Source organism: Acinetobacter sp. WCHAc060033 (genome assembly GCF_004209125.1).
In the GTDB taxonomy this organism is placed as follows: domain Bacteria; phylum Pseudomonadota; class Gammaproteobacteria; order Pseudomonadales; family Moraxellaceae; genus Acinetobacter; species Acinetobacter wuhouensis.
Genome location: NZ_SGSW01000052.1, coordinates 1 through 22,543 on the forward strand (window position 1 = coordinate 1; position 22,543 = coordinate 22,543).

Genomic DNA, 22,543 nt, shown 5'->3' on the forward strand with positions numbered 1-22,543 from the left:
GAACCCAACCATCATTTTTTGATAAAAAAGACAGACAAAGGAGCGAAAACTATTGATTTTTGCAATTTAGATCGCTTTTTTCAAAACTATAGTAACTGGGATAATGTGAGTTTCCAAACTATTGAAGTGACAGATAAATTACTTGATTCAAATCAAATGTTATCTAAACAAGACATTCAAGCCCTTATAACAAGTAGCTTACATGATGTTCAAGAATTAACAGCTCTACTTGCTGAAACTTAAGAATATTTAACTTGACTAATATTCCCTCACCTCCTAGGAGAGGGTTAGGGAGAGGTGCTTTTGAGTTTCTTTCATTACTAATTATTACCCTCACCCCAACCCTCTCCCAAAGGGAGATGGAGCATCCTTTGAGAATTTACTTGCCATTCGAAACGCAATGAATATTCCCTCTCCTTCCAGGAGAGGGTTAGGGAGAGGTGCTTTTGAGTTTCTTTCATTACTAATTATCCCCCTCATCCCCCACCTTCTCCCACTGGGAGAAGGAGCTTCCTTTATGAATTTATTTGTCATTCGAAACGCAATGAAAGTCCCCTCTCCTTCCAGGAGAGGGTTAGGGAGAGGTGCTTTTCAACTCACAACATACTTCCCATAAGTGTTCTAAAACCACCTCAGTATTCCCCAACACATCATGATTCCAATATCTCACCACTTTCAAATCCAAAGCCTCTAAAAACAGAGTTCGTTCAGCATCATATTCTTTACCATCATCCATATTGTGCTGACTGCCATCCAACTCAATCACCAAGCCAAGCTCGTGACAGAAAAAATCCACGATATATGGCGCAATCACATGCTGGCGACGGAATTTCAGATCCATAAAATGCTTATTACGTAAAAATTGCCACATCAGGTTTTCAGCATCAGTGGCTGTGTGACGCATGGATTTGGCGAAAATTAAAAGTTGGGGGTCGAGTTTATTATTCATTACGTTTTGCTTTTATTATTTTCTTTAGATTATCAAATTTTATAACCTCTCCCTAGCCCTCTCCTACAAGGAGAGGGAATATTCATTATTAAGCTGATTGACGGTATTTAATTAGATGCAACTCCCTCTCCCTTTGGGAGAGGGTTGGGGTGAGGGAAAGGTGATTTTAAGGGAGAAAAGCAAAACTTATAGCACACCATCCCCCAACTACATCTCCAATCCTTTCACTTTCCCCATATATTTCAGCCGTTCTTTTTCCCACTTTAGCTGCTGTTTCAATGTAGAAGTATCTTCATCAATCTGTGCATACAGATCAGAAATCTGTAGTTTTCCCTGTGCTTTGCGTACCTTTATTTTAGCTTTTTCAGACCAGACCAAAGCATCAATCAACCCAGCCAGTTGATCGGCAAGTTTCTGACTTTGACTGTCCAGTGCCATTTTATAAAACTTAAGCTGTTCGTCAACTAAACCCTTTTTATTTGAGCCGTTATCCTGCTCAATCTGTATTTGCAGTTTCAGTAAAGCAAACAAATCCTGCTGTTTATAGGCTGTATTTACATGCTGGAAAATTTCAGTCTTTTCCAGTTTTTTAGCTTCATCAGGTTCACGGTCAGGGTGAATGGTTGAAGCTAATTTTAGATAGACTGTTTTTAAAGACTGCTCTGCCATTTTTTCAGCTTGCTGTTTTTTATCCTGCTGTCTTTTGAGTTTGGCCTGCTCACGAAGTTGCTGATATTGCTCCTGATCCCAGTCCTCAGTTTCAAATGATGTTTCATAATCATTTTGAGTATTCAGATCAACAATATTCGTTTGATCCGCTTGCGCTTTCTTTTTCTTGGATTGATGATGTTCAAATGATTGCTGATAGTACTGATATAATTCATTCACTTTGTCTAGCTGTTCACTGGAAAGTGATTGTGAGTTTTTTAAATATTGGGCAAGCGACTGAATTTTATTATCCAGTAACAGAACATCTGCTTTGGAAAAATCACCATGACTGATATGTTCCCAAAGCTGTTGTAACTGATCAAATAAAATCTTGTGTAATTCCTGATAAACTGGAATTAAATGTTTACGGGTATATTGTAAAACTTCATCTTTTGCCTGTTGCCACTTTGCCAGTTCAAGCTTCTGCTGTTCAATTTTTTCAATCAGGCGATACAGTTTTTTCTGCTGTGGACTGGACACAGTATCTGGCTGAAGAATGGTTTTTAACTCGAAAGACATAGCTCAATGTTTTTAAAAGACAACAGCCCTATTCTACTCATATTTAGATAAAAAATTCGTTTTACGATTCAATTCAAATACACTGAAATATTCATTTTCTTTGAGTCTCTAATATGGATACGATTCGATGAAGCACATGCTCTAACTCACAACGGAAATAGAGCATTATTTCTAATACGATATTAAATATTTAAATCATCTTTTGGGAAAGACCGTACTTAAATGAACATTCAGTTATTGGCGTATTACACCCAACTTATTCCAAATATCTGGGGTTAAAAAAGTAGTGACTAATTTGCCCATATCCACATAGCGAATCACACCTTGTAACTGCTTTTTCACGTCTGGATTCTTTAAAATATCCTCACCTGTACTGCGCCCCAAAGCTTGAAAACTTTCACCTACAGCTTGAATCCCATCTGCCTGAATCACAGCCTTCGTTTGAGCTGAACACTGCTCCACAATCACACGCTGAACCACTTGTGCAAACTTCTGATCTAGAGCTGTTCTCTGATCATCAGAAATATTACTCATCGTTTTTAAATCTGGATGTGCGGACAAAGCTGCAAACGTCCATTGCAATACTGTGGTTTTATCTGTTGCTGTGGTGGCTTTGACTAAACAATCACTGAGCTGATCACCTGCTTGACTGGCTTGAGCGAATTGAGCTGTTCCCAATAAACTTACAGCAACCAAAGCAGAACGGCTGAATCGTGAAAGATGACCTTGAACAGATAAAAAAACTTGGCGAGACATAACAATCGTACTCTTTCGAAATTAAATCCTTTTTAACACAAAAGAATCTCCATCACTTTTATGACTCTGTAAAGCCAGTGCAACTTTATAAAAAATATTTTCAAATTTATACTATGCTGAAATCACCAATAATGAAAAATAAAAGTAATGACAACAACTGCAATACTATTCACATGTTTAGCGATTTTTTTAGTTATCGTTTTTTATAAATTATTCTTTTCACAAACAGATGAAATACCAACACATACAGAACTAAAACCCTTACCACCACTGAAAAAGATATATCACTCACCCGAAATAAATCCTGATACCGCCTCTGTGGATGAAATGAAATCGCATCAAAAGCATATTTTCGATATGCAATGGGATGAACTTACTCCAAAATCAATCTGGGGATTTTCTATTGCAGAGCCATTGAGAATATTAATCAGTATAATCATTTACCCATTTGCGTTATTATTCCGATTAATTCGTCTGCTTTTACGCTATGCCATTAAAATACTTAAATTTATTCTAGAAGTAATTGCAGAAATTTTCGTTGAACTTATTTTCAATATCATCATTCGTGGTATTTTCTTCTTGATTAAAGGCTTTTTTCTTTTAATTTTTCGTCTATTTGATGGCATCTAACAAGATACCATCAACAGAATAAGATCAAGTTAAACTACTTCATTTGATTCAACATATGCTTTGCCACTGCATGATTCTGATTAGTCGCTAAGTTTTGTAAAATACGTTTAGCACGATCATTCGGATTGGAAAAACGACGGCTATAACTCGGAACTGAAGTCAAACACTTTGCTACCAAAATACCTGATTCCGCATAAGCATTAACACTGCTTGTACCGCGTAAACGTCCATAATTATATGCGCGCTCGGCAGTATTACAGGCATTGATTTGATTCTGACCTCGTCCTAAATCTTTTCGTGCAGAGGTATACAACTGCATCTGTTGAGTTTGTGGTGTAAATACCACCGTATTGGTCGTTTGCTGAACTTTTGTGTCTTCGACCACAGGCTGAGTCACTTTTTTCTCTTCGATTGCCTTCGCTGTGGTGGTCTTAGACGTTACATTATTTAAAGTTTTACTATTCACAGTATTTTGTTTCTTTTCAGCAAGCGTAGTCGTCGTATGCGCTTTACTATAAAATGCTTTAACCTCATCCAAGTTCATGATTTTGGTCTGTAAATTGACCACGCGACTTGCATTATCCATCCTACGCTCAGACAAAGGTTCAATCGAAACATACCATTGCTGACCATCACTTTGCTTACAATAATATGTGCCAATACCTTGTTTCACACTACTATAAGTGTTGAGTAATTTTTTTGAGCCTGTATCTTTCACCAAATGCATTGAACTTTTTTGGAACAATGAAAATCGTCCACCATGAGAAATACAGTAATTACTCAGTGAACTTCGAGGGATTAAAGACTCAACCTGACGCTCAGGATAATTTTTGCCCCAATCATAAACATATTCTTTAGCAGAACTATTGTTTTCATTAATATTTTTCTTATCAATAACATCCTGCGGAGATGTAAAACTTTTCAAACTATCTGATGTCAGTGCATTCATACTGCTACAGCCATGCAATACAAAGCCCACCGCACCTAACAATAAGAATATTTTTAAGTTCACAACACATTTCTCAATGATATTTTTCAAATGAAAATATATGAAATTACTTAAAATAACAAACTTATTGCATTGAATTTACTCACTATTTATCTAAATAAAATGATAAGAAAATCACATAAAAACATACGAGTGACAGCCAATCAATTGAAACTGCAAATAGCTGTATTTAGTCGTGATTATTTTTTCACTTATTTGTCTAGAAAATTAACTTTGAAGGCTTGATTAAAGAATACTGAACCAAACTGTCGTACTCAATAAGAATACGACAGCTTATAAAATTGACTTACCAAATCGTCACACGTTTATTGGCAGGCAAATACATTTTATCGCCCTCTTTCAGCTTAAATGCATCATAGAATGGTTGTTGATTTTTCAATGTTGCATTGGCACGTACTGCACTTGGAGAGTGTGGATCAGATTTTAAATACTCAATTTGTTGTGCATCTTTCATCTTCTCACGCCAAGCTTGCGCCCAACCGATGTAAAAACGTTGCTCGCCAGTTAAATCATCCAATACAGGCGCAGCTTTACCATTTAAAGACAGTTGATAAGCTTTATACGCAATTGCCAGTCCTGAGTTATCTGCAATATTCTCACCCAATGTCAGTTCACCATCGACATGGTAGCCTTTCACAACTTCATAACTCTTGTATTGTTGAACCAATGCTTGGGTCTTTTCTTTAAACTTCTTATTGTCTTCCGCAGTCCACCAGTTTTTCATATTTCCAACATCATCAAATTGGCTTCCTTGATCATCAAAACCATGACTGATTTCATGTCCGATAATTGCACCAATCGCACCAAAATTCACCGCATCATCTGCGTCTATATCAAAGAATGGCGGTTGTAAAATTGCCGCAGGAAATACGATTTCATTGAGGGATGGATTGTAATATGCATTGACCGTTTGCGGGGTCATATGCCATTCATCACGATCTACGGGTTTACCCAATTTGTTCAATTCAAACTGATGGACAAACTCGCGTGAACGTAACACATTGCCTACCAAGTCATTTTCTTGAATATCTAATGCTGAATAGTCACGCCATTTGTTCGGATAGCCAATTTTCACAGCAAAACTGGATAGCTTTTTCTGCGCTTGTACTTTGGTGGTTGGACTCATCCAATCTAATTGTTCAATACTTTGTGAATAGGCTTTCATCAAGTTTTGAACCAAATGTTCCATACGTTGCTTTTTCTCAGGAGAGAAATATTTTTCAACGTAGACTTGCCCTAGGCTTTCACCGAGTGTGCCATTCACCAATGCCACGCCACGTTTCCAACGAACTTTAGGTTCTTTAATGTCACGTAATTGATGACTATAAAACTCGAAACTATTATCCACAAAAGCTTTGCTCAGTAGTGGCGAAAAATCGCTGATCAAATGGAATTTAAAATAAGCTTTCCATGCATCTAGTGATGTATTGTTAATAATCGGCGTTAAATTTTTAAAATAACTCGGTTGAGCCACTTGGATTTTACTAATTTTACCGCTTAATTGCTGTCCATCGAGATAAGCTTTCCAATCGACTTTCGACGTAAGTTTGCTTAAGTCTTCAACTTTATAAATATTATATAGTTTTGGTAGATCACGATTCTGAACATTACTCCATTGCGCTTTGGCAATTTGCGTTTCCAGTTTAAGAATCTCTTGTGCACGTTGCTTCGCGTGTTGATCGCCTGCAAGTGTTAAGGTTTTTTCGATATAGGCCAAGTATTGGCTACGCGTTTGCTTAAACTTCGCATCATCTTTTAAATAATAATCACGGTCTGGTAGACCTAAACCACTTTGTACAAGCATGGCAATCATTTCCGTCGATTGCTTCATATCTTGATCAATCCCCACATCGAATGGGCTAGTCACGCCAATCCGTGAAAAATGTGCTGCCACTTGAGCAATATCTTGCTTCGATTTCATGTGTTCAACACGATCAATTTCAGCTTGAATGGGTTTGATGCCTAAGTCTTCAATGGCTTTTTCATTCATAAAATCTGCATACAAAGTTGCAACTTTCTGCTCTGTACTGCCTTTGGCATTATTTTGCTTTGAAAGCTCTTCGACAATACCATGCAGTCTTACAGTTGACTCTTCTGCCAATTGATAGAATATTCCCCAGCCCGCTTTATCTGCTGGAATCTCAGTATTTTTCAACCACAAGCCATTGGTATGTTTAAAAAAATCATCATTGGCACGCACTTCATGATCAAAGTATTGTTTATCTATTCCTGACTTGATTTGAGCTTTAGTGACAGTTTGAACAGATTGGCTGACTGGAGTCACAGTCTCTGCCCATAGCGAAGCCGATGCTGCCATGATTGCAACAGTTAAGACACTTTTTACCCATCTGTTTTTCAATGCTTTATCCTCAATTTTCTTTTAGTGATGAACGCTAAGTTGTTCATACTAAGCTTAGTTTTATCTTTTCATTGTAGAAAAGTGTAATAAAGCCCAATTCATATTCTAGAAATGTTCAACAACATCGACATAGATTTTTTCCCTATTCCAAATGCTTAAATTTTTGAATGAACTTTATGAATAAAAAACTATTTCATCAATAATTTTAAAATATGCTTTAAATGAATACGGTCCAAATTCTCTTTATAGATCGCATAAATTGGCGCAATACACGGCGTTTCAGCTTCCAGTGCTTTATAGACAATTTGCTTATTCCAAAAATCCTGAATCGCTTCTGGCACGATCGACAAGCCAATCCCCGCAGCAATTAAATTCAAACTTGAAGTCAGTCGTGGTGCTTCTTGCACGATGTTAGGACTAAAACCCGATTGATAACAACTCGCCAAAATATTATCAAACAAATCTTGCCCTGCTAAGCGACGGTACAACACAAAATCATAGGGCTCTAAGTCTAATAAATGGATAGGGTCTGCATGTTCAGCCAATGGATGATTATTCGGTAAAGCAACAATCAGCGGCTCATCTAGGACATGCAAACTCGTCAGCCCCAGACTCATCGGTGCAGGCTTGCGTAAAAAGACAATATCGTTTTTTTGATTGAGAATAGAGTCAATTAAAGCACTACTGCCATCTTCTTCCAAATGAATCGAAACATTTGGAAAGGCTTCACGAAAGTTTCGTAATAAACTTGGTAAAAAAGAATGCAATCCAACGGAGTTGGTAAAACCAATATTGATCTGTCCTTCTAAACCTTTGGAAATATTTTGCACCCGTTTCGGAATCGCTTGTGCATGCGCCAGAATGGTTAATGCTTCCTGATACAACGCCTTACCTGCTTCGGTGACTTCTACACCACGCGGTAAACGAATCAGTAATGCCGTGTCTAATTCATCTTCAAGACTTTTGATTAAGCGTGTTAAAGGCGGTTGTTGCATATTCAAACGCACGGCTGCATGTGAAATATTACTTTCCTCAACCACTGCAACGAAAGCTTTCAATTTATGAATATCAATCATCTGCCATCCCTTGATTAACCATTATCGTTCAACACACCAATCCATACCTTTAAAGTATGAATAAGAGCAAAAATAGCATTTTTCATCATAACTCAACAAGCAGATAATCATTCTCAAGATAGACAGAATGATGTGAGTGAGTTGAGACCGAAATGAATACAGATGCTATTTCCATGCAACAAAACCTCGTAGCACCAAATTGCAAAGCATTATTTCTAGGTTTTATGAAACTTGGACTCATGGGCTTTGGTGGTGTTTTACCGCTTGCTCGTCACATGATTGTTGAGGAGCAAAAATGGCTCAGTTCGGACAAATTCACTGATCTACTCGGCGTTTGTCAAATCCTCCCAGGTGGCAATATTGTCAATATGGCAGTTGCTATAGGCTATGATTTTGCAGGTGCAAAAGGTGCTTTCAGTGCTGTATTTGGGCTAATGCTCGCACCGACTGTGATCGTGATTTCGCTCTATCAAATCTATGTCAATTTCCAAGAGATTCAACTGGTACAACACATGATTCAAGGTTTAGCCGCCGCTGCGGCAGGCTTGTTATTTGCCACAGGTTTTAAAATGCTAAAACCATTGATGAAAAAGAAACTGACTTATTTCACTATCCTGCTGACTATTATTTTCATGCTCTTCATTAAACTTCCTTTAGCGCTGACTTTACTGATTCTCGTGACCATAAATATGTCTGTTCTGACATTTAAACGACGTTCCGAACAAGCCAACAACATTCAGGAGTAATCAAAATGTATGTACTCATTGCATTGACTTTAGTATTTACGCAATTGTCATTATTGGCATTTGGTGGCGGAAATGCGATCTTGCCTGAAATGCAACATCAAGTGGTTGTCGTACACCAATGGATGACTGCTGAACAATTCAGTTCAATGTTTGCGATGGCACAAGCTGCACCAGGCCCGAATATGATGATCGTACCTCTTGTTGGTTGGCATGTTGCAGGGCCAATGGGTCTATTGGTCACTTCATTGGCGAAGTTCGGACCTTCTTCAATCATCACCATCTATGCTTTGAAATTTTGGAATCGTTTCAAAGACAATCCTTTACGATTGCAATTTGAAAAAGCGCTGAAACCAATTACCGTCGGTTTAGTCTTGATCAGTGCTTGGATTATTGCACAAGCATCAGTTCAAAATGCTCTACTCATCGCTATCGCGATCCTTACCATCGCACTCAGTTTATTTAAAAATGTCCACCCTGTTTGGTTAATGGTGATTGGTGCAGGTGCTGGAGTAGCCTTGCTCTAAAATAGGATAATTTTTATTACAGTTTAGTCTTCCTCATTAAGACTAAAGCCGTATACATTCAACTTAAAACTGAAATCTTGGCATGCTATTTTTAACTTAATTCTTAATTAATTTTCTGATCTGATTATCTCACTTAATCGTGAATAAATATTCAATAGAGGGTGTAAAAATGGCTAAACAAATTCTCATGTTAGTTGGTGATTACGTTGAAGATTATGAAACAATGGTTCCGTTTCAATTCCTTACTGGATTAGGCTATACGGTACATACTGTTTGCCCAGATAAAAAAGCGGGTGATACTGTTGCAACAGCGATTCACGACTTTGAAGGCGAACAAACCTATAGTGAAAAACGTGGTCATAACTTTGCGATTAACTATGACTTTGCTAATGTGAATACTGAGGACTATGTCGGTTTAGTCATTCCAGGTGGACGCGCGCCAGAGTATTTACGTATGAATGCGCGGATTATTGAAATTGTTCGTGAATTTGATGCAGTTAAAAAACCCATTGCAGCAGTTTGTCATGGTGCGCAAATACTCTCGGCTGCCGATGTTTTAAAAGGACGTTTATGTTCAGCTTATCCTGCTTGCGCAGCGGAAGTAAAACTTGCTGGTGGACAATATGCTGATATTGCAGTGACTGAAGCAGTGACCGATGGTCACTTGGTTACAGCACCAGCTTGGCCTGCGCATCCAGCTTGGTTGGCTCAGTTTGTCAAAGCACTGGGTGCAACAATTACACTATAAATTTAGAAAAGACTCAAGAAGGTAAAAGACAGCTTCCAAGCGATGTTTGATTTCAAATCAGCTGGATTTGAACTTCGCTTGGCTTTAATTCTTTGATTGAAAATACACAGAAGAACTGGAAGATTATTTGCAAATTTTAAGTTGCTATTCAGCATAGTCCTATTCTTCTATGTAATAATCAATTCATCAATTTTATGTTTCAACAACAGGTTAACCTTAGAAATGGAAATCATTGAATTATTAGAGCCAGTGACTTTGAAGAAAGCAGAATTACAACCGATCGTTGTCGAATCAGGTCGATTGTTGAAAGTTCTCATGGTCAACCAATCTTCTTATCTCGTCGGTGATGATACGGGGCTTTCATTTCTAGTCAATTTTGCAGATGAAAATGTAAAATGGCAAAAACTATAAATTATAAACTGGTGTTACGCAGTAACATCAAATTCATATTTTAAAGTCTCGAAAAAAGTGGATACGCGAAAGCGTCATCCGCAATTGTTTGAGGCAGGACTCATTCTAATTATAAATGTTTCTGCGAAGTCTCCAATAACTTGACGGTAGTGGACGAGTTCTGCGGATGACAATGGTTTTGGGTACTTTTGCCAAAACAAAAGTACCTCGAGCCGAAGGCTGATCCTGAAATTAAAACTTTTGATGTAAGACTCCGCTAAGTAAGCTTCAAAACAGTTTAAAACATGCTGTTCTTTTGAAGTGCGTAACATCAATTACGAATATTCAGCGATCTAAAAGCCAAATCAGTGCGATTTAGCACGATGTAAAGCTTCATTCCATAAAGTTAAATGATGTTGTCTTTGATCATCACTCATATTCGGTTCAAAAGCCCGATCCAGTTGCCAAGATTCAGAAATTTCTTCTAAATTTGAAAATACTCCAATTTTCAATCCTGCCATCGCTGCTGCACCCCACGCCGTTGATTCTAAAAGCTTAGGACGTAATACAGGTACATTTAAAATATCAGCTTGGAATTGCATCAGCATGTCATTTTGACTTGCACCGCCATCGACACGTAACTCTTTTAAAGGTTGTGCAATATCCGACTGCATGGCGGTAAGAACGTCCGACACTTGAAAGGCAATGGATTCTAAAGCTGCTCGAGCAATATGTGATTTATTGGTTCCACGTGACATACCACAAAGCAAAGCTCTTGCATCACTATCCCAATGTGGCGCACCTAAACCTGTAAAGGCTGGGACTAAAACCACACCATCAGTATCATTCACTTGGCATGCTAACTTTTCCACTTCAGCACTATTTTTGATAATACCTAAACCATCTCTGAGCCATTGGACAATTGCCCCTGCCATAAAAACGCTACCTTCAAGTGCATAATTGGTCTGGTTTTGGCAATTCCACGCAAGTGTTGTTAGTAATTGATTTTGGCTATATTGAATTTTTGTTCCAGTGTTAAATAGCATAAAACAACCTGTGCCATAGGTATTTTTTGCTGTACCCGCTTCAAAACAAGATTGTCCGAATAATGCAGATTGTTGATCGCCCAATACGCCAGAAATCGGAATTTCAGCGCCTAATAATCCTGTTGCTGTATTGGCAATATATTGATCTGAATGAATAATTTTCGGTAATACATTTTCAGGAATATTAAATAAATGAAGAAGCTCTTGATCCCATTGTTGAGTGCTTAAATTCATCAGCATGGTACGTGATGCATTACTCGCTTCAATCACATGCTCTGAACCTTGTGTTAAATTCCAGATCAACCAACTGTCAATGGTTCCAAAAGCAACATGCCCTTGTTCTGCAAGCGCTCTTAATCCATCGACATTTTCCAACAACCAGACTAATTTCCCTGCACTGAAATATGGGTCAATACGCAAACCTGTGGTTTTATGGATTTTCTCTGCTTGATTATTTTCAATCAGTTGATTACACCATTCTGCCGCACGACGGTCTTGCCATACGATCGCAGGTGCAAGTGGTTTTCCTGTACGTTTATCCCAAACAACCGTGGTTTCTCGCTGATTGGTTAAACCTAATGCTTTAATGTCTTTGGCAAGTAATCGTGCTGAAGCGATCGCCTGCTGTACCACGGCAATTTGTGTGGTCCAAATTTCCATTGCATCTTGTTCAACCCAACCAGAATGCGGGGTTTTAATTTGTGTTTCTCTTTGAGCTGTTGCATGAACTTTTCCGTGTTCATCGAAGATAATGGCTCTGCTAGAGGTTGTTCCTTGATCAAGTGCGAGTAAATAGCTCATCTTTTTTATATTTGTCCCTTGAAAAATAGTGATAGTAACGCAATTATAGAAACAAGCGCATCATTTGCTATAAATGTAGTGAATTATCTGATTAATTTGCAACAGTTATGTTATGATAGCGTCGTTATCTGGGGATGTTATTGGCTTCGACGCCGATGATGAAGCTCATAGATGCATGCCGAGAGCGCATTTTCTCTCGTAAATCAAATTTGCATATTTTAGTCGCAAACGACGAATCTTACGCTCTAGCTGCCTAAGGGCAGCTTGTCCGCTTCACTGAATACTTGTGGTCAGTGAACCCGACCGAAGCGCACGCACACAAGTCCGTACTAAAGTCACGCCTCGGGGCTTTGTACTAAATCTAGAGGATCGCGTTTTGTACCCTGTTCGTCGGGTCACTTGGCGTTAAAATAATTGACGATATCTAAGCATGTAGTATTCTCGAGTGTAGTGTTGGCGGACGCGGGTTCAACTCCCGCCATCTCCACCAAAATTATTGTTATAAATTAGCCACTTATATTAAGTGGCTTTTTTATTGACATGATTTTGACATGATTTAATTTCAAATCAAGTCACACATATAGTCATGATATTAATTATCCGCAAATTTAAATTTGAATTTAATTTCAATTCTAACTATGCTTATCTTGAATTTGTTACATATTCAAGGTGAAATATGTTTGACTCAACAATTACTCATATTAAAAACCACTCTTTTAAAGTTATTGATTTATCAAAATTCTTTTTGATTAAAAAAACAACAATAGCATTTATCCCCTTTGTTTTGTCGAAAATTGCCGCAGGTTTTCCCTCACCTGCAGAAGACTATATCGACAAAACAGTTGATATGAATGAATTACTTATCTCTAACAAAGACGCCACATTCATCGTTCAGGTTGAATCACTTTCAATGAAAAACATTGGTATTCATATAAACGATTACTTGATTGTCGATCGAAGTATTCGCTCTCAACACAGCGATATTGTTGTTGCGTTCATTGATAATGATTTTACTGTAAAGCGTTTAATGATTACACAGAATATGCTGCACGATGAGTTAGTTGAATTTTTTGGATCAAGTTATGATTTTGACTCGTTACCTGCAGTTTGGCTTAAACCCGAAAATGAAGAATGCACTCCTATCCTACCGCGCTCAGAACAAGAGCTTGTAATTTGGGGTGTTGTCTCAAAAGTTATTAAAAACTTTAAATGAAACATCAAGAAAAAGTATTTGCTCTTGTTGATATAAACAATTGTTATGTCAGTTGTGAGCGATTCTTCAACCCAAGATTGAACAATGTTCCTGTTATTGTTTTGAGTAATAATGATGGTTGTGCTGTTGCTCGATCAAATGAAGCAAAAGCAATGGGCGTAAAGATGGCTGTGCCGTTGTTTCAGATTAAAGATATTGTTGAGAAAAATCAGATCCAAGTACTTTCAAGCAACTATGCAATATATGCTGAAATGTCTCGTCGATTTCATTCAATACTCGCAGCGTATGTCGCACCACATGAACAAGAAATTTACAGCATAGATGAATGCTTTTTAGATCTCACAAGTTTTAAAAATAATTACGATCTTGTTGAATATTGCCAAGGGATGAGAGAGCGGATTCAACAATGGATTGGCTTGCCTGTCTCCATCGGGATTGGTCGTTCAAAGACTGAGGCGAAAATAGCAAATCACATGGCAAAGAAAGGTAAAAGATTTAATGGCGTTTGTGACCTAGCAAACATGGACCCAAAACATCGAGATTACTTCTGGTCAATTGTAGATGTTGGCGAAGTTTGGGGCGTGGGTAGAAAACAGAATAAGAAATTGAATGAGATGGGGATTAAAACTGTTTTAGATTTATCGAAGTCTAACCCGCCAATAATGGGGAAACTTTTCACTGTCTGTATGCAACGAACAGTTTTAGAACTGCAAGGCATTTCTTGTATGCCTATTGATGACCAACCAAAACCAAAACAACAAATTGTGGCCAGTCGATCTTTTGGTGAAAAAATTACAGAACTACAAGATTTAAAAGAAGCAATGTCAAAGTATGTACAAGATGCAGTTGGGCGCTTGAGAAAAGAAAAATTATTATGTGGTGCTATTACGGCTTTTGTTCAATCAAGCCCTTTCGACAAATCTGTACCTTATTACAGCAATGGGAGAACTTATAAATTTTCTGAGCCTACTGATTGCGTATTGGATCTGGTTGAAATTGCATATGCACTTCTTGAGAAGATATATAAGCAAGATATCAAATATAAGAAGTGTGGTGTGTTTTATTCAGAACTGATTGATAAATCAAATCATATTCCAGATCTACTGTCAGATCACGAATCAAGAATAGAGAATGAAAGCTTGATGCAAGCTTATGAAGGGATCCAAGCGAAGTTTGGGAAAACAAAGATCTCAGTAGGTCCATGCTATTTTAAAGATCGAAAATGGTCGATGAGTCGAGACATGCTGTCTAAGAATTATTTTACGAAAAGTGGACTTATAAAAGTTCGTTAAAATTAGGAGTAAGAACAATGCAAAAATTTGATGGCAATATACCTGACATTCAGAAACTAACAGATCAGAAACTCACTCAAGAGCTGATACCTGCTCGATTCATTCCTAAAGTCCCGCCCGAATACGAAGGCAAAAATGTCGAATATATTTTTGACAGTTCGGATTGTTTTAATCTGACTTATGATGAGCTGGTTGAAATTGTGTCAAAAGCACGTAATGCTGGACCAAGAATGATTCCTGTTTTAGGTACAATTGGTGAGTAAAACTCATGAATATTTTAAATTATTAATTATCAGAATATATCCGAGAAGACTTGTACAATGTTTAAGAAAGAAAATCTAAACAAACTGAAAATTTGTCTAGTTAAGTTTGCTTCTGATCTAGATTCAGATAATTTAATAGGATTAATTAAGCTATCAGAAAGTTATAAACTTCTAACATTACAACCACTTGAAAAATATGCTCATGAAATTGGCGAAGATAAAACACTGGATTCAATGTCTAGATCTATGATAATGGATCAGTTAGGAGATCAAGCTGATAATATTAGAGACATTTCATCTATCGGTGAAGAACTAGCAATAATAGGATTATATAAGACTCTCGAGATAACCATAAAAAAATGTGCACGATTATCAGGATTATTTTCTGACAAAGAAATATCTGGAATGTTTAATTTTAAAAAGTTGGAATCTAATTTTGAAAAAAAAGGAATTATCATTAAAAATATTGAAAATTTTAAAGAATTTAATGAGTTAAGATTGATTAATAATAGCCTAAAACATTCTGGAAAAGTGGATATGGAATTACATGAATTAGATCCTTTATCTTGGGAAATTCATAGTGAAATAACACATTTTCCTGAGCATTTTAAACGCTTAATTAATCCAAGCCTTAATTTTTTAAGATTACTAGGAATTGAAATTGCTTCTAAAATTATCTAGTAATAATGGGCCATTAAATCAGACCTTTATTTTGTAATATTTTGCCAATACGCTAAAAACACCAAATACTTTTAAAACATCAAGTTGTAAATTTTAAAAGCTTTGGCCAAGCATAATAGATCTCTTGGCCAAAGTAATATTTTGCCAAAATCATCCACCATTTAACTGCCTAACAGCATTAAGTGAAGTCTTAAAACCGCTTGATTTATCAATACTATGTGTGACTTGCTCAATTACCCAATCGCCAGCAATCCCATCTCTAAAATTAATAAGTAGTAGCGGTTTTTCAGCTGAGATTTCTGGATTCCCAACTAAATTTAAGCTTAGTTTGTTTTCATCACGGCGCGACTGCTCATGTGCCGATCGAGCTGCTGCTTGCGCACTTTTTTCATCCTGATAAGTATGTCTCAGTCGTTTTACAGGCTCACCATCCCCCACTTTAACTTCATTTTTTTTTGCATTTTTTTTATCATGCCAATAGGTAATTACGGTTCCTGCATTATCACTTGTACTTGATGTCATATCCCAATTGCCAACATCCTCCTTTGCTAAAGTTAAAGTTGGTAATTCAATGTCACCACGTTTAACAAATAGCAATTTTCCACCCGCAGGCTTACAAATCACATCGTAACGCTTCGCTATGCGCAATAAAAAGTTTAAGTCAGATTCATCTGATTGATCGAAATGCGGTAATGTAATTTCAGCGATAGCATCACTGATTAGTGGCTCAAGACTGTGCTCTCGTGCAATTTTAGTGACAATCGCTGATATGCTTGTACTTTTTGGCCATGATCGTGATTTTTGAGTTGCTAAAGATGTTATGCCGTTTTTACTTTCCACTTGCGGCACAGCACGTCCACGAATAATCATTTTTTCAGGAGGGCCTGACAATGTAACTTCATTAACAATGAATAACCCCATATCCACCATTTCCAAGTCATACCCCATATAAATCCTTAATTCTGCCCCTTTTTTTGGAAACTCAATTGGAGATTCAGGATTGTCAGCCAGCGATATTTCGCAAGTATCTGACTCATACCCTGTTCCATCTGTTACCGAAACTGACTCATACAATCCCATGATGGTATTTGTAATATCTGCACCATTTGCAATTACAGAAAAATACGGTCTTAATCCCACAGTTTCACCTTGCGCTTTTCAATAGTTTGTTTTTTTTCAGGCAACTCGATCAAAATGCCTGCAGGAAGAATGGGCGGATATTCTGATATACCAAAATTAGCATTAATCATTGTTTCAACAACTTGCTGATCTGTACTGCCATAATATCTATATGCAATTTCATCTAATGTATCGCCAGCCTTTGTTAAGTACCTTGCCATTTCAAACTCCTATGGCATTTGTAAATGAAGCAATTAAACCCAATTGACCTGTCTTATCTGAATATTTCCGCATATTGATCGTAAACTCTTGTCGTCGTGGCATACCGAGCGCAGCAAAAAAAGATTGACCCTCAACAATGCTCTTAATAACCCAATAGCCCAAAATCTTACCTGTACCGCTAATCAACAAATGTGGTACACCCTCCGAAGCTAAATTTCGCAAATCATCAATTTGCCCCGTACCACCTTTAAATTCAGGATAAACCACCCCTGTTAAAATCTTAGAGTCTTCACCTGGACCTAAATATTGCAAATTATCCCAATCTCCAAATACAGCTTGCTCACTCCATTCGTAATTTGTTGTTCGATTTAGCTCTTGATAAGCGGCCGTATAAATACAAAATCTAAAAGTACCCAATTTCATCATTGTTAGAGATGTACCGTAAATTTGACCATCCATTATTGACTATACCCCGCATCTATCATTGAGTTTCTTCTACTCACCCCACCTGCTTTATTCATCTTTTTAATCACAATATCTGCAATTTGTTCAGCATTCTGACCAGCTGTAGGGTAGATATTGATTATGATGTTTTGGCTTGCACCACTACCTGCTGCTCTATTTGAAGAGCCTTGTGGAGTTGGTTTAATGTTATTTGGAAAGCTTAGTGCTGGTGTGGGTGGGGCTTTATCAAATGTGTTTAACACATCACCAAATTGCTGTTCCAGTACAGGGGTTCGATTGACCATACCAACCCCGATCCCATCAACAATAAACCCACCTAAGCCCGCCATCACACGCGATGGAGAATGAATATCCATTCTTTTTTTCATAAAATCAGGCATGTAACTATTAATTGAGTTCCATACACTTTTAAGTTTTTCAAAACCTGACATGATGCCTTGAATTAATCCATCAATAATATTCTTGCCAATTGAGAGAAAACTCGTCGCCAATCCAGATAAAAACACTTTTATAGCTTCAAAATTTTGCACAATATAACCAAGTGGTGTGATTGTTAGAAATAACGTACAAAGCCCAGTCCAAGCTGTTGCAACAATATTTTTTACAACACCCCATGCACTCGTCATAAATGAACCAATTGCCGACATACCTGCACTGATAGTATTAGAAATCATTGAGAATGCTGTGCTTATTACAGCTGTAATACCACCCCAAACCCCACTAACCACAGCATGAATAGCATTGAATGCACTTACAAAATAATCCTTTATTGCTGTAGTCTTTGTTGAAAAATAACCTGAAACCGTACTCAGTAATTGACTAAAAAAAGACGAAATAGCTGACCAGTTTGAAATAATTAATCGTGGTATACCAATGATCGGCATTATAAAAGTTAAAATTGGGTTGTTTGCAAAGATGCTATCTAAACCTTTGATCGCATCTTTAATAAAATTAAAACCCACACTGAAAGCACTTTTAATACCATCCCATGCGCCTGATAAAGTTGATTTAATACCACCCCACGCAGTTCCTATATTTGTAGCAATTCCAGCCCACAACTCAGAGAAGAATTTTTTAATCGGCTCCCAATTTTTGTAGATTAAATATGCTGCACCTGCAACAACAGCAACAATTGCTGTAATCGCAAGCACCATTGGATTGGCGAGCATGGCTTTACCCACAATACCCAATACAGTTCCTACCATTTTTATTGGTGAAATCAGTTTTGCGAATAACACTGCAGCAGTCCCTGCACCACCGCTTAATGCTGAAAAACTTGCTACAGCTAAAGCCATAGGTCCAAGAATTGTAGTTGCACCCAATGCCAATGCAGCAACACCACCAACAACAGCAATAACGCCAACAGCGATCTTAGTGAGCGTAGAGGCTAACTTGGGATTAGCCTGCGCCCAGCCTGTTATGGATCCGATAACATGTGACATACTTTCAGCAACGGACGAAACAACGGGCAATAACGCTGTACCGATTGTGATGCCTAATCCAACTACATTATTTTTTAATAGTTGCAACTTATTTGCAGTTGTATTTGCTCTTGCTTCATATTCAGCCTGCATTGAGTTATTCCAAGCATTTTTATTTGCTTGAGATACGCTATTTAGATTTTTCTCCAATGCTTCCATATTTGTTAACAATGGTGCAATTGACCCTAAAGATTCCGAGCCAAATAACTCTTTTAATACGGCGGCTTGTTTATACTTTTCCAGTTTTGATACAGCTTTCAAGACAGACAAGGTTGTACCCTCAGAGTCTTCCTGCATACTCTGAGCAACTTTTTTGGAATCCATTCCCAGTTCATTAAATGCAGCTTTTTGGCTTTTAGTTGCAGATTCACCTGACACCAAAGCAAGCATCATATTTTTCACACCTGTTGCAGCTATTTCTTCAGCCACCCCCATTCCACGAATCGTGGCACCAAGTGCTGCGATAGATCCTGATGCAAATCCACCAACCTCACCAAGTGGACCAATGCGCTGAACAATCTCCATAATGCCTTTGGCAGCTGCAGGAGAATTATTGCCGAGATAGTTGATTTTATCTGCGAGTTCAGTAACCTCATCTTGTGACATTTTAAATGCTGTACGCATTTCTGCCATGGCTTGTCCTGACTCTTGAGCAGTAATATCAAACGCCACTCCCATTTTCACAGCTGTTTCTGCAAATTTTGTTAATTCATTTGATGCAATACCTGACTGCGCACCTGACGCTACAATACTTGCAATATCTTTAGCTGCCATGGGTAGCTTTGTGGACATTTTCAGCACTTCAGTGTTTATTGATTTAAATTGTGATTCTGTTCCATTAAACACTTTTTTTACATCGGCCATTGCGCTTTCATAGTCGATGGCTAGCTTGACGGGAACAATCATTGTAGCAGCCGTCGCAACAGAAGCACCGAGCACTGTAGAAGCAGTGCTTTTTATTGCATTATTCTTTTGTCGGATTTTTTCAATCCTATTTAATTTTTCTTGAGCTTCAGTTAATCGCGTTAATTCAGTTGTGACACTTGAATAGCGAGCACGTAAATTATCGACATCTTTACCCATACCACCAAATGTGCGAATTGACTCGCCCAACAATGACTGTTGTTTTTTAACACGGTGGATTTCAGAACCAATTTTACCAAGTTGAGAGGTTGTGCTACCTATTGCGGTGCGTAATGATGCTGAAACCTCGCCACCGATTGAGATCGTTGCATTAAATTTCTTGCTTGACATGCCACTGACACACTAAAACCAATGTGTCATTCTGTTGTTTTTGATGCAATGTGTTCATTATTCATTTATGCAAAAAAAACCGCACTTAAGCGGTTTTCTTTGGAAGCCCCTCACACCACCAAAGCAATCTAGGAAGTGTAAGTTTTTCAATTTCAGATAATGTCCATGATGTGTGTGAAGCCAGTATGAGTACGCAGTGACGAATGTCATTTGCGCTTATTCTGTAAAAAGTCGATATGACTCTTGCACACGCTTGTAATCTTTTAGACCAAGCTTTTTAATTGAATCTGGACTTACTTCACACAGATTGGAAAACATTGTGATTTCTTGCTCTGCATCTGTTTTCCCTTTTGTTTGTAGTTCAGCAGAGAGTAAATCTTGAACGGTAGGCTCACGCATGGTGAGTATACCTTCACAATCATAACCTCTGCTCAATGTAATGTGGTGCTTACCTGCGCTTTCATCAATATCTATGTATTCTGGTTTAATAGTCATTTTTACATACCTAAGTTTTCACGAACAGGTGCAAGAATATCTACACCATCAATAATACGAACCATGTTTTCAACATCAACCTCATGAACTACTTTGCCACCAATTGTTTGCTTGTAATAAGACAAAGATAAATCATACTTATCCTTTGGTGCCTCGCCTGGTTTCGAAGTTCCTTGGTTGATTTTAACAATCTTACCTTCTAAATTATGCACAACTGCAGTTGTTGTACCATCCCACGACTCCATATGCTCTCGCACTGTAATCTTGGTTTTATTGCCTTCTCGAATACCGAAGAGTGACAACACATCTCTGCTATGCGAGTTTAATGTGAAGTCTGCTGTAAGTTTTTCCATCCCCATTGTGATATCAACTGGAGCATCCATGCCACCAGCGCGGTACTCTTCAGTTTTTAAAGCTAACTCAGGCATGTTCGCTTCATCTGAATTGCCTGCATAACCTCGACCATCAACAAAAATATTAAAATTCTTACGAATATCTTGTGCTACACCCATGTTAAATACTCCTAAGAAAAGATCTCTTTGATATAGTCATTAACCAAATGAGAGCGAAAAATAACGTGTTCAGCGGGATAAACTGGCGTAAAGTCAAAATCAAAGTAAATCTTACCTTGTGCAATCTGATCTGCTGAATTCAAATCAGGATCAGCCCAACAAGAACCACCTAGAATTGCACCAATGTTAATTAAATAACGTAAATAAGCATTTACACCTTCAATCACATCCGTAACATAGGTTTTTGTAATTCCACGGTCAACAGCCCACAAATGTGCCGCTTTTAAAGATTCATCAATCATATCTGCTGTGCGTACAACACATAAAAATGACCATTTCGAATCAGCAGATAAAGTACGATTTCCCCACAGTCGATAACCGTTTTGGCGAATAATTGTGGCAACATTGGCTTCGTTCAATAGGTTTGCGCGACTGTTAGCATCTCCCATAACAAAATCAATTGCACGTGCTGTGCCCACAATGCCGTTAATCTCCTGATTTGATGGAGACCACCACCAGCCACGCTCATTGTCTGATTTAGCAATCAAGCCTGCAACACAAGCACTAGCCCATTCCTGTGTAGCTTCGCCATCAACAAATTTCAATACTTTTGGATCTACTACAAATATACGCTTCGAACCAAAGTCTTTGCAGTATGCGACAGCATCTGCATCATTTGTATTGGGACCATCAGCAATAATTACCGCTTTCAAGCGTTCTGAAATTCCAATGAGTTCGGATACAACTGGATTCGATAATGCGGGTGTTGCATCAACTGCAGGTTTACGAGTATGAGTGAAACCTGGTGCGATTAGAATTTTTGGCACAATTCCAACAATGTTTTCGGCAGCTAAAAATGCATGTACACCTTCATATGTGCCATCATTTGCATCTACACCACCGATTACATTTGCAAGTGTTTCAGTCTCTAATTCTGATTCATTTACACGTACAGCCACAATTACTGCGCCAATTTGATCAAAAATAGAATCAATTGCTTGTGGTAGTGTTCCCGTTTCACCTAATTTTGCTGCTAGAACACGAGAGCCTGCAATTAAAATAGGTTTATTCAAAGGAAAAAGCAAAGGGTCTGCATCTGGTGCTGTTCCTATCAGTCCGATTGCAGAGCTACGCACTGTTGTAATCGGGCGCGCACCATCATCTATTGTGACATTTTGAATCCCGTGTAAAAAAATATCGCTCATTAACAACGATCTCGATTTAAAATTTTAGTCAATTTTTACGCTTTCACATCGGGATTTTCATTATTCACAATTGTTATAAA

At 37.8% G+C, this 22,543-nt stretch carries 24 protein-coding genes and 1 other RNA gene; 11 read left to right on the top strand and 14 right to left on the bottom strand.

Going from position 1 to position 22,543, the window contains the following annotated elements:
• On the top strand, nucleotides 1-243 hold a 243-nt coding region (locus EXE10_RS21565), incomplete at its 5' end, for a hypothetical protein (RefSeq protein WP_213073860.1).
• Between the two features lie 331 nt (nucleotides 244-574).
• Here the strand turns inward: EXE10_RS21565 and EXE10_RS17560 are convergent.
• The 3 genes from EXE10_RS17560 to EXE10_RS17570 form a co-directional block, all read right to left on the bottom strand.
• Complete coding sequence (locus tag EXE10_RS17560) at nucleotides 575-949, bottom strand: endonuclease domain-containing protein (RefSeq protein WP_130114244.1); 375 nt, start codon at nucleotides 947-949, stop codon at nucleotides 575-577.
• A 207-nt stretch (nucleotides 950-1,156) separates the two neighbouring features.
• The gene (locus EXE10_RS17565; protein WP_130114245.1) at nucleotides 1,157-2,176 is read right to left on the bottom strand and encodes a molecular chaperone DnaJ; all 1,020 of its coding nucleotides are present in this window, start codon (nucleotides 2,174-2,176) and stop codon (nucleotides 1,157-1,159) included.
• A gap of 234 nt (nucleotides 2,177-2,410) precedes the next feature.
• Nucleotides 2,411-2,932 carry a hypothetical protein gene (locus EXE10_RS17570; RefSeq protein ID WP_130114246.1) on the bottom strand — a complete coding sequence of 174 codons (522 nt, stop codon included), beginning with the start codon at nucleotides 2,930-2,932 and terminating at the stop codon, nucleotides 2,411-2,413.
• A gap of 147 nt (nucleotides 2,933-3,079) precedes the next feature.
• Between EXE10_RS17570 and EXE10_RS17575 the strand changes: the two genes are divergently transcribed.
• Nucleotides 3,080-3,562, top strand: coding sequence for a hypothetical protein (locus EXE10_RS17575; protein ID WP_130114247.1), 483 nt, complete (start codon nucleotides 3,080-3,082; stop codon nucleotides 3,560-3,562).
• 34 nt (nucleotides 3,563-3,596) lie between these two features.
• On the opposite strand, the gene EXE10_RS17580 is transcribed toward EXE10_RS17575, so the two are convergent.
• The 3 genes from EXE10_RS17580 to EXE10_RS17590 form a co-directional block, all read right to left on the bottom strand.
• Entirely contained in the window at nucleotides 3,597-4,574 is a 978-nt protein-coding gene (locus tag EXE10_RS17580; protein WP_130114248.1) for a hypothetical protein, read from the bottom strand.
• Nucleotides 4,575-4,857: 283 nt separating this feature from the next.
• Entirely contained in the window at nucleotides 4,858-6,930 is a 2,073-nt protein-coding gene (locus EXE10_RS17585) for a M13 family metallopeptidase (protein ID WP_130114249.1), read from the bottom strand.
• Between the two features lie 188 nt (nucleotides 6,931-7,118).
• Nucleotides 7,119-8,006 carry a LysR family transcriptional regulator gene (locus tag EXE10_RS17590; RefSeq protein WP_130114250.1) on the bottom strand — a complete coding sequence of 296 codons (888 nt, stop codon included), beginning with the start codon at nucleotides 8,004-8,006 and terminating at the stop codon, nucleotides 7,119-7,121.
• 152 nt (nucleotides 8,007-8,158) lie between these two features.
• Between EXE10_RS17590 and EXE10_RS17595 the strand changes: the two genes are divergently transcribed.
• The 4 genes from EXE10_RS17595 (at nucleotide 8,159) to EXE10_RS17610 (ending at nucleotide 10,435) form a co-directional block, all read left to right on the top strand.
• Nucleotides 8,159-8,752 (top strand): chromate transporter, encoded by a 594-nt coding sequence (locus EXE10_RS17595; protein WP_130114251.1) that lies wholly within the window; start codon nucleotides 8,159-8,161, stop codon nucleotides 8,750-8,752.
• Between the two features lie 5 nt (nucleotides 8,753-8,757).
• Nucleotides 8,758-9,276, top strand: coding sequence for a chromate transporter (locus EXE10_RS17600; RefSeq protein ID WP_130114252.1), 519 nt, complete (start codon nucleotides 8,758-8,760; stop codon nucleotides 9,274-9,276).
• A 169-nt stretch (nucleotides 9,277-9,445) separates the two neighbouring features.
• Nucleotides 9,446-10,024: a DJ-1/PfpI family protein gene (locus EXE10_RS17605; protein ID WP_130114253.1), complete on the top strand. Its 579-nt coding sequence runs from the start codon at nucleotides 9,446-9,448 to the stop codon at nucleotides 10,022-10,024.
• Between the two features lie 222 nt (nucleotides 10,025-10,246).
• Complete coding sequence (locus EXE10_RS17610) at nucleotides 10,247-10,435, top strand: hypothetical protein (protein ID WP_087554423.1); 189 nt, start codon at nucleotides 10,247-10,249, stop codon at nucleotides 10,433-10,435.
• Between the two features lie 344 nt (nucleotides 10,436-10,779).
• Here the strand turns inward: EXE10_RS17610 and glpK are convergent, their stop codons facing one another.
• On the bottom strand, nucleotides 10,780-12,261 hold the full coding sequence (glpK, locus tag EXE10_RS17615) for a glycerol kinase GlpK (protein ID WP_130114254.1): 1,482 nt from the start codon (nucleotides 12,259-12,261) through the stop codon (nucleotides 10,780-10,782).
• A 130-nt stretch (nucleotides 12,262-12,391) separates the two neighbouring features.
• Here glpK and ssrA point away from each other — a divergent pair.
• The 5 genes from ssrA to EXE10_RS17640 all read left to right on the top strand — a co-directional run bounded on the left by ssrA (nucleotide 12,392) and on the right by EXE10_RS17640 (nucleotide 15,710).
• Nucleotides 12,392-12,751: a transfer-messenger RNA gene (ssrA, locus tag EXE10_RS17620) on the top strand.
• A gap of 186 nt (nucleotides 12,752-12,937) precedes the next feature.
• Nucleotides 12,938-13,474, top strand: a complete 537-nt coding sequence (locus tag EXE10_RS17625) for a LexA family protein (RefSeq protein WP_130114255.1) — start codon at nucleotides 12,938-12,940, stop codon at nucleotides 13,472-13,474.
• Nucleotides 13,471-14,766, top strand: coding sequence for a Y-family DNA polymerase (locus tag EXE10_RS17630; RefSeq protein ID WP_130114256.1), 1,296 nt, complete (start codon nucleotides 13,471-13,473; stop codon nucleotides 14,764-14,766). The genes EXE10_RS17625 and EXE10_RS17630 overlap by 4 nt, the downstream gene beginning before the upstream one ends.
• Nucleotides 14,767-14,783: 17 nt before the next feature.
• Entirely contained in the window at nucleotides 14,784-15,029 is a 246-nt protein-coding gene (locus tag EXE10_RS17635; protein WP_130114257.1) for a hypothetical protein, read from the top strand.
• 57 nt (nucleotides 15,030-15,086) lie between these two features.
• The gene (locus EXE10_RS17640) at nucleotides 15,087-15,710 is read left to right on the top strand and encodes a hypothetical protein (protein WP_130114258.1); all 624 of its coding nucleotides are present in this window, start codon (nucleotides 15,087-15,089) and stop codon (nucleotides 15,708-15,710) included.
• 150 nt (nucleotides 15,711-15,860) lie between these two features.
• Here EXE10_RS17640 and EXE10_RS17645 read toward each other — a convergent pair whose 3' ends face one another.
• The 7 genes from EXE10_RS17645 to EXE10_RS17675 form a co-directional block, all read right to left on the bottom strand.
• Nucleotides 15,861-16,850, bottom strand: a complete 990-nt coding sequence (locus tag EXE10_RS17645; protein WP_130114259.1) for a phage late control D family protein — start codon at nucleotides 16,848-16,850, stop codon at nucleotides 15,861-15,863.
• The gene (locus EXE10_RS17650) at nucleotides 16,841-17,050 is read right to left on the bottom strand and encodes a tail protein X (RefSeq protein ID WP_130114260.1); all 210 of its coding nucleotides are present in this window, start codon (nucleotides 17,048-17,050) and stop codon (nucleotides 16,841-16,843) included. The genes EXE10_RS17645 and EXE10_RS17650 overlap by 10 nt, the downstream gene beginning before the upstream one ends.
• A gap of 1 nt (nucleotide 17,051) precedes the next feature.
• Nucleotides 17,052-17,510, bottom strand: a complete 459-nt coding sequence (locus tag EXE10_RS17655) for a phage tail protein (protein WP_130114261.1) — start codon at nucleotides 17,508-17,510, stop codon at nucleotides 17,052-17,054.
• On the bottom strand, nucleotides 17,510-20,251 hold the full coding sequence (locus EXE10_RS21990) for a phage tail tape measure protein (protein WP_228256860.1): 2,742 nt from the start codon (nucleotides 20,249-20,251) through the stop codon (nucleotides 17,510-17,512). The genes EXE10_RS17655 and EXE10_RS21990 overlap by 1 nt, the downstream gene beginning before the upstream one ends.
• A 216-nt stretch (nucleotides 20,252-20,467) precedes the next feature.
• Complete coding sequence (locus tag EXE10_RS17665) at nucleotides 20,468-20,746, bottom strand: phage tail assembly protein (protein ID WP_130114262.1); 279 nt, start codon at nucleotides 20,744-20,746, stop codon at nucleotides 20,468-20,470.
• A gap of 2 nt (nucleotides 20,747-20,748) precedes the next feature.
• Nucleotides 20,749-21,258: a phage major tail tube protein gene (locus EXE10_RS17670; RefSeq protein ID WP_130114263.1), complete on the bottom strand. Its 510-nt coding sequence runs from the start codon at nucleotides 21,256-21,258 to the stop codon at nucleotides 20,749-20,751.
• A gap of 11 nt (nucleotides 21,259-21,269) precedes the next feature.
• Nucleotides 21,270-22,463 (bottom strand): phage tail sheath subtilisin-like domain-containing protein, encoded by a 1,194-nt coding sequence (locus EXE10_RS17675; RefSeq protein WP_130114264.1) that lies wholly within the window; start codon nucleotides 22,461-22,463, stop codon nucleotides 21,270-21,272.
• Nucleotides 22,464-22,543: the final 80 nt, after the last annotated feature.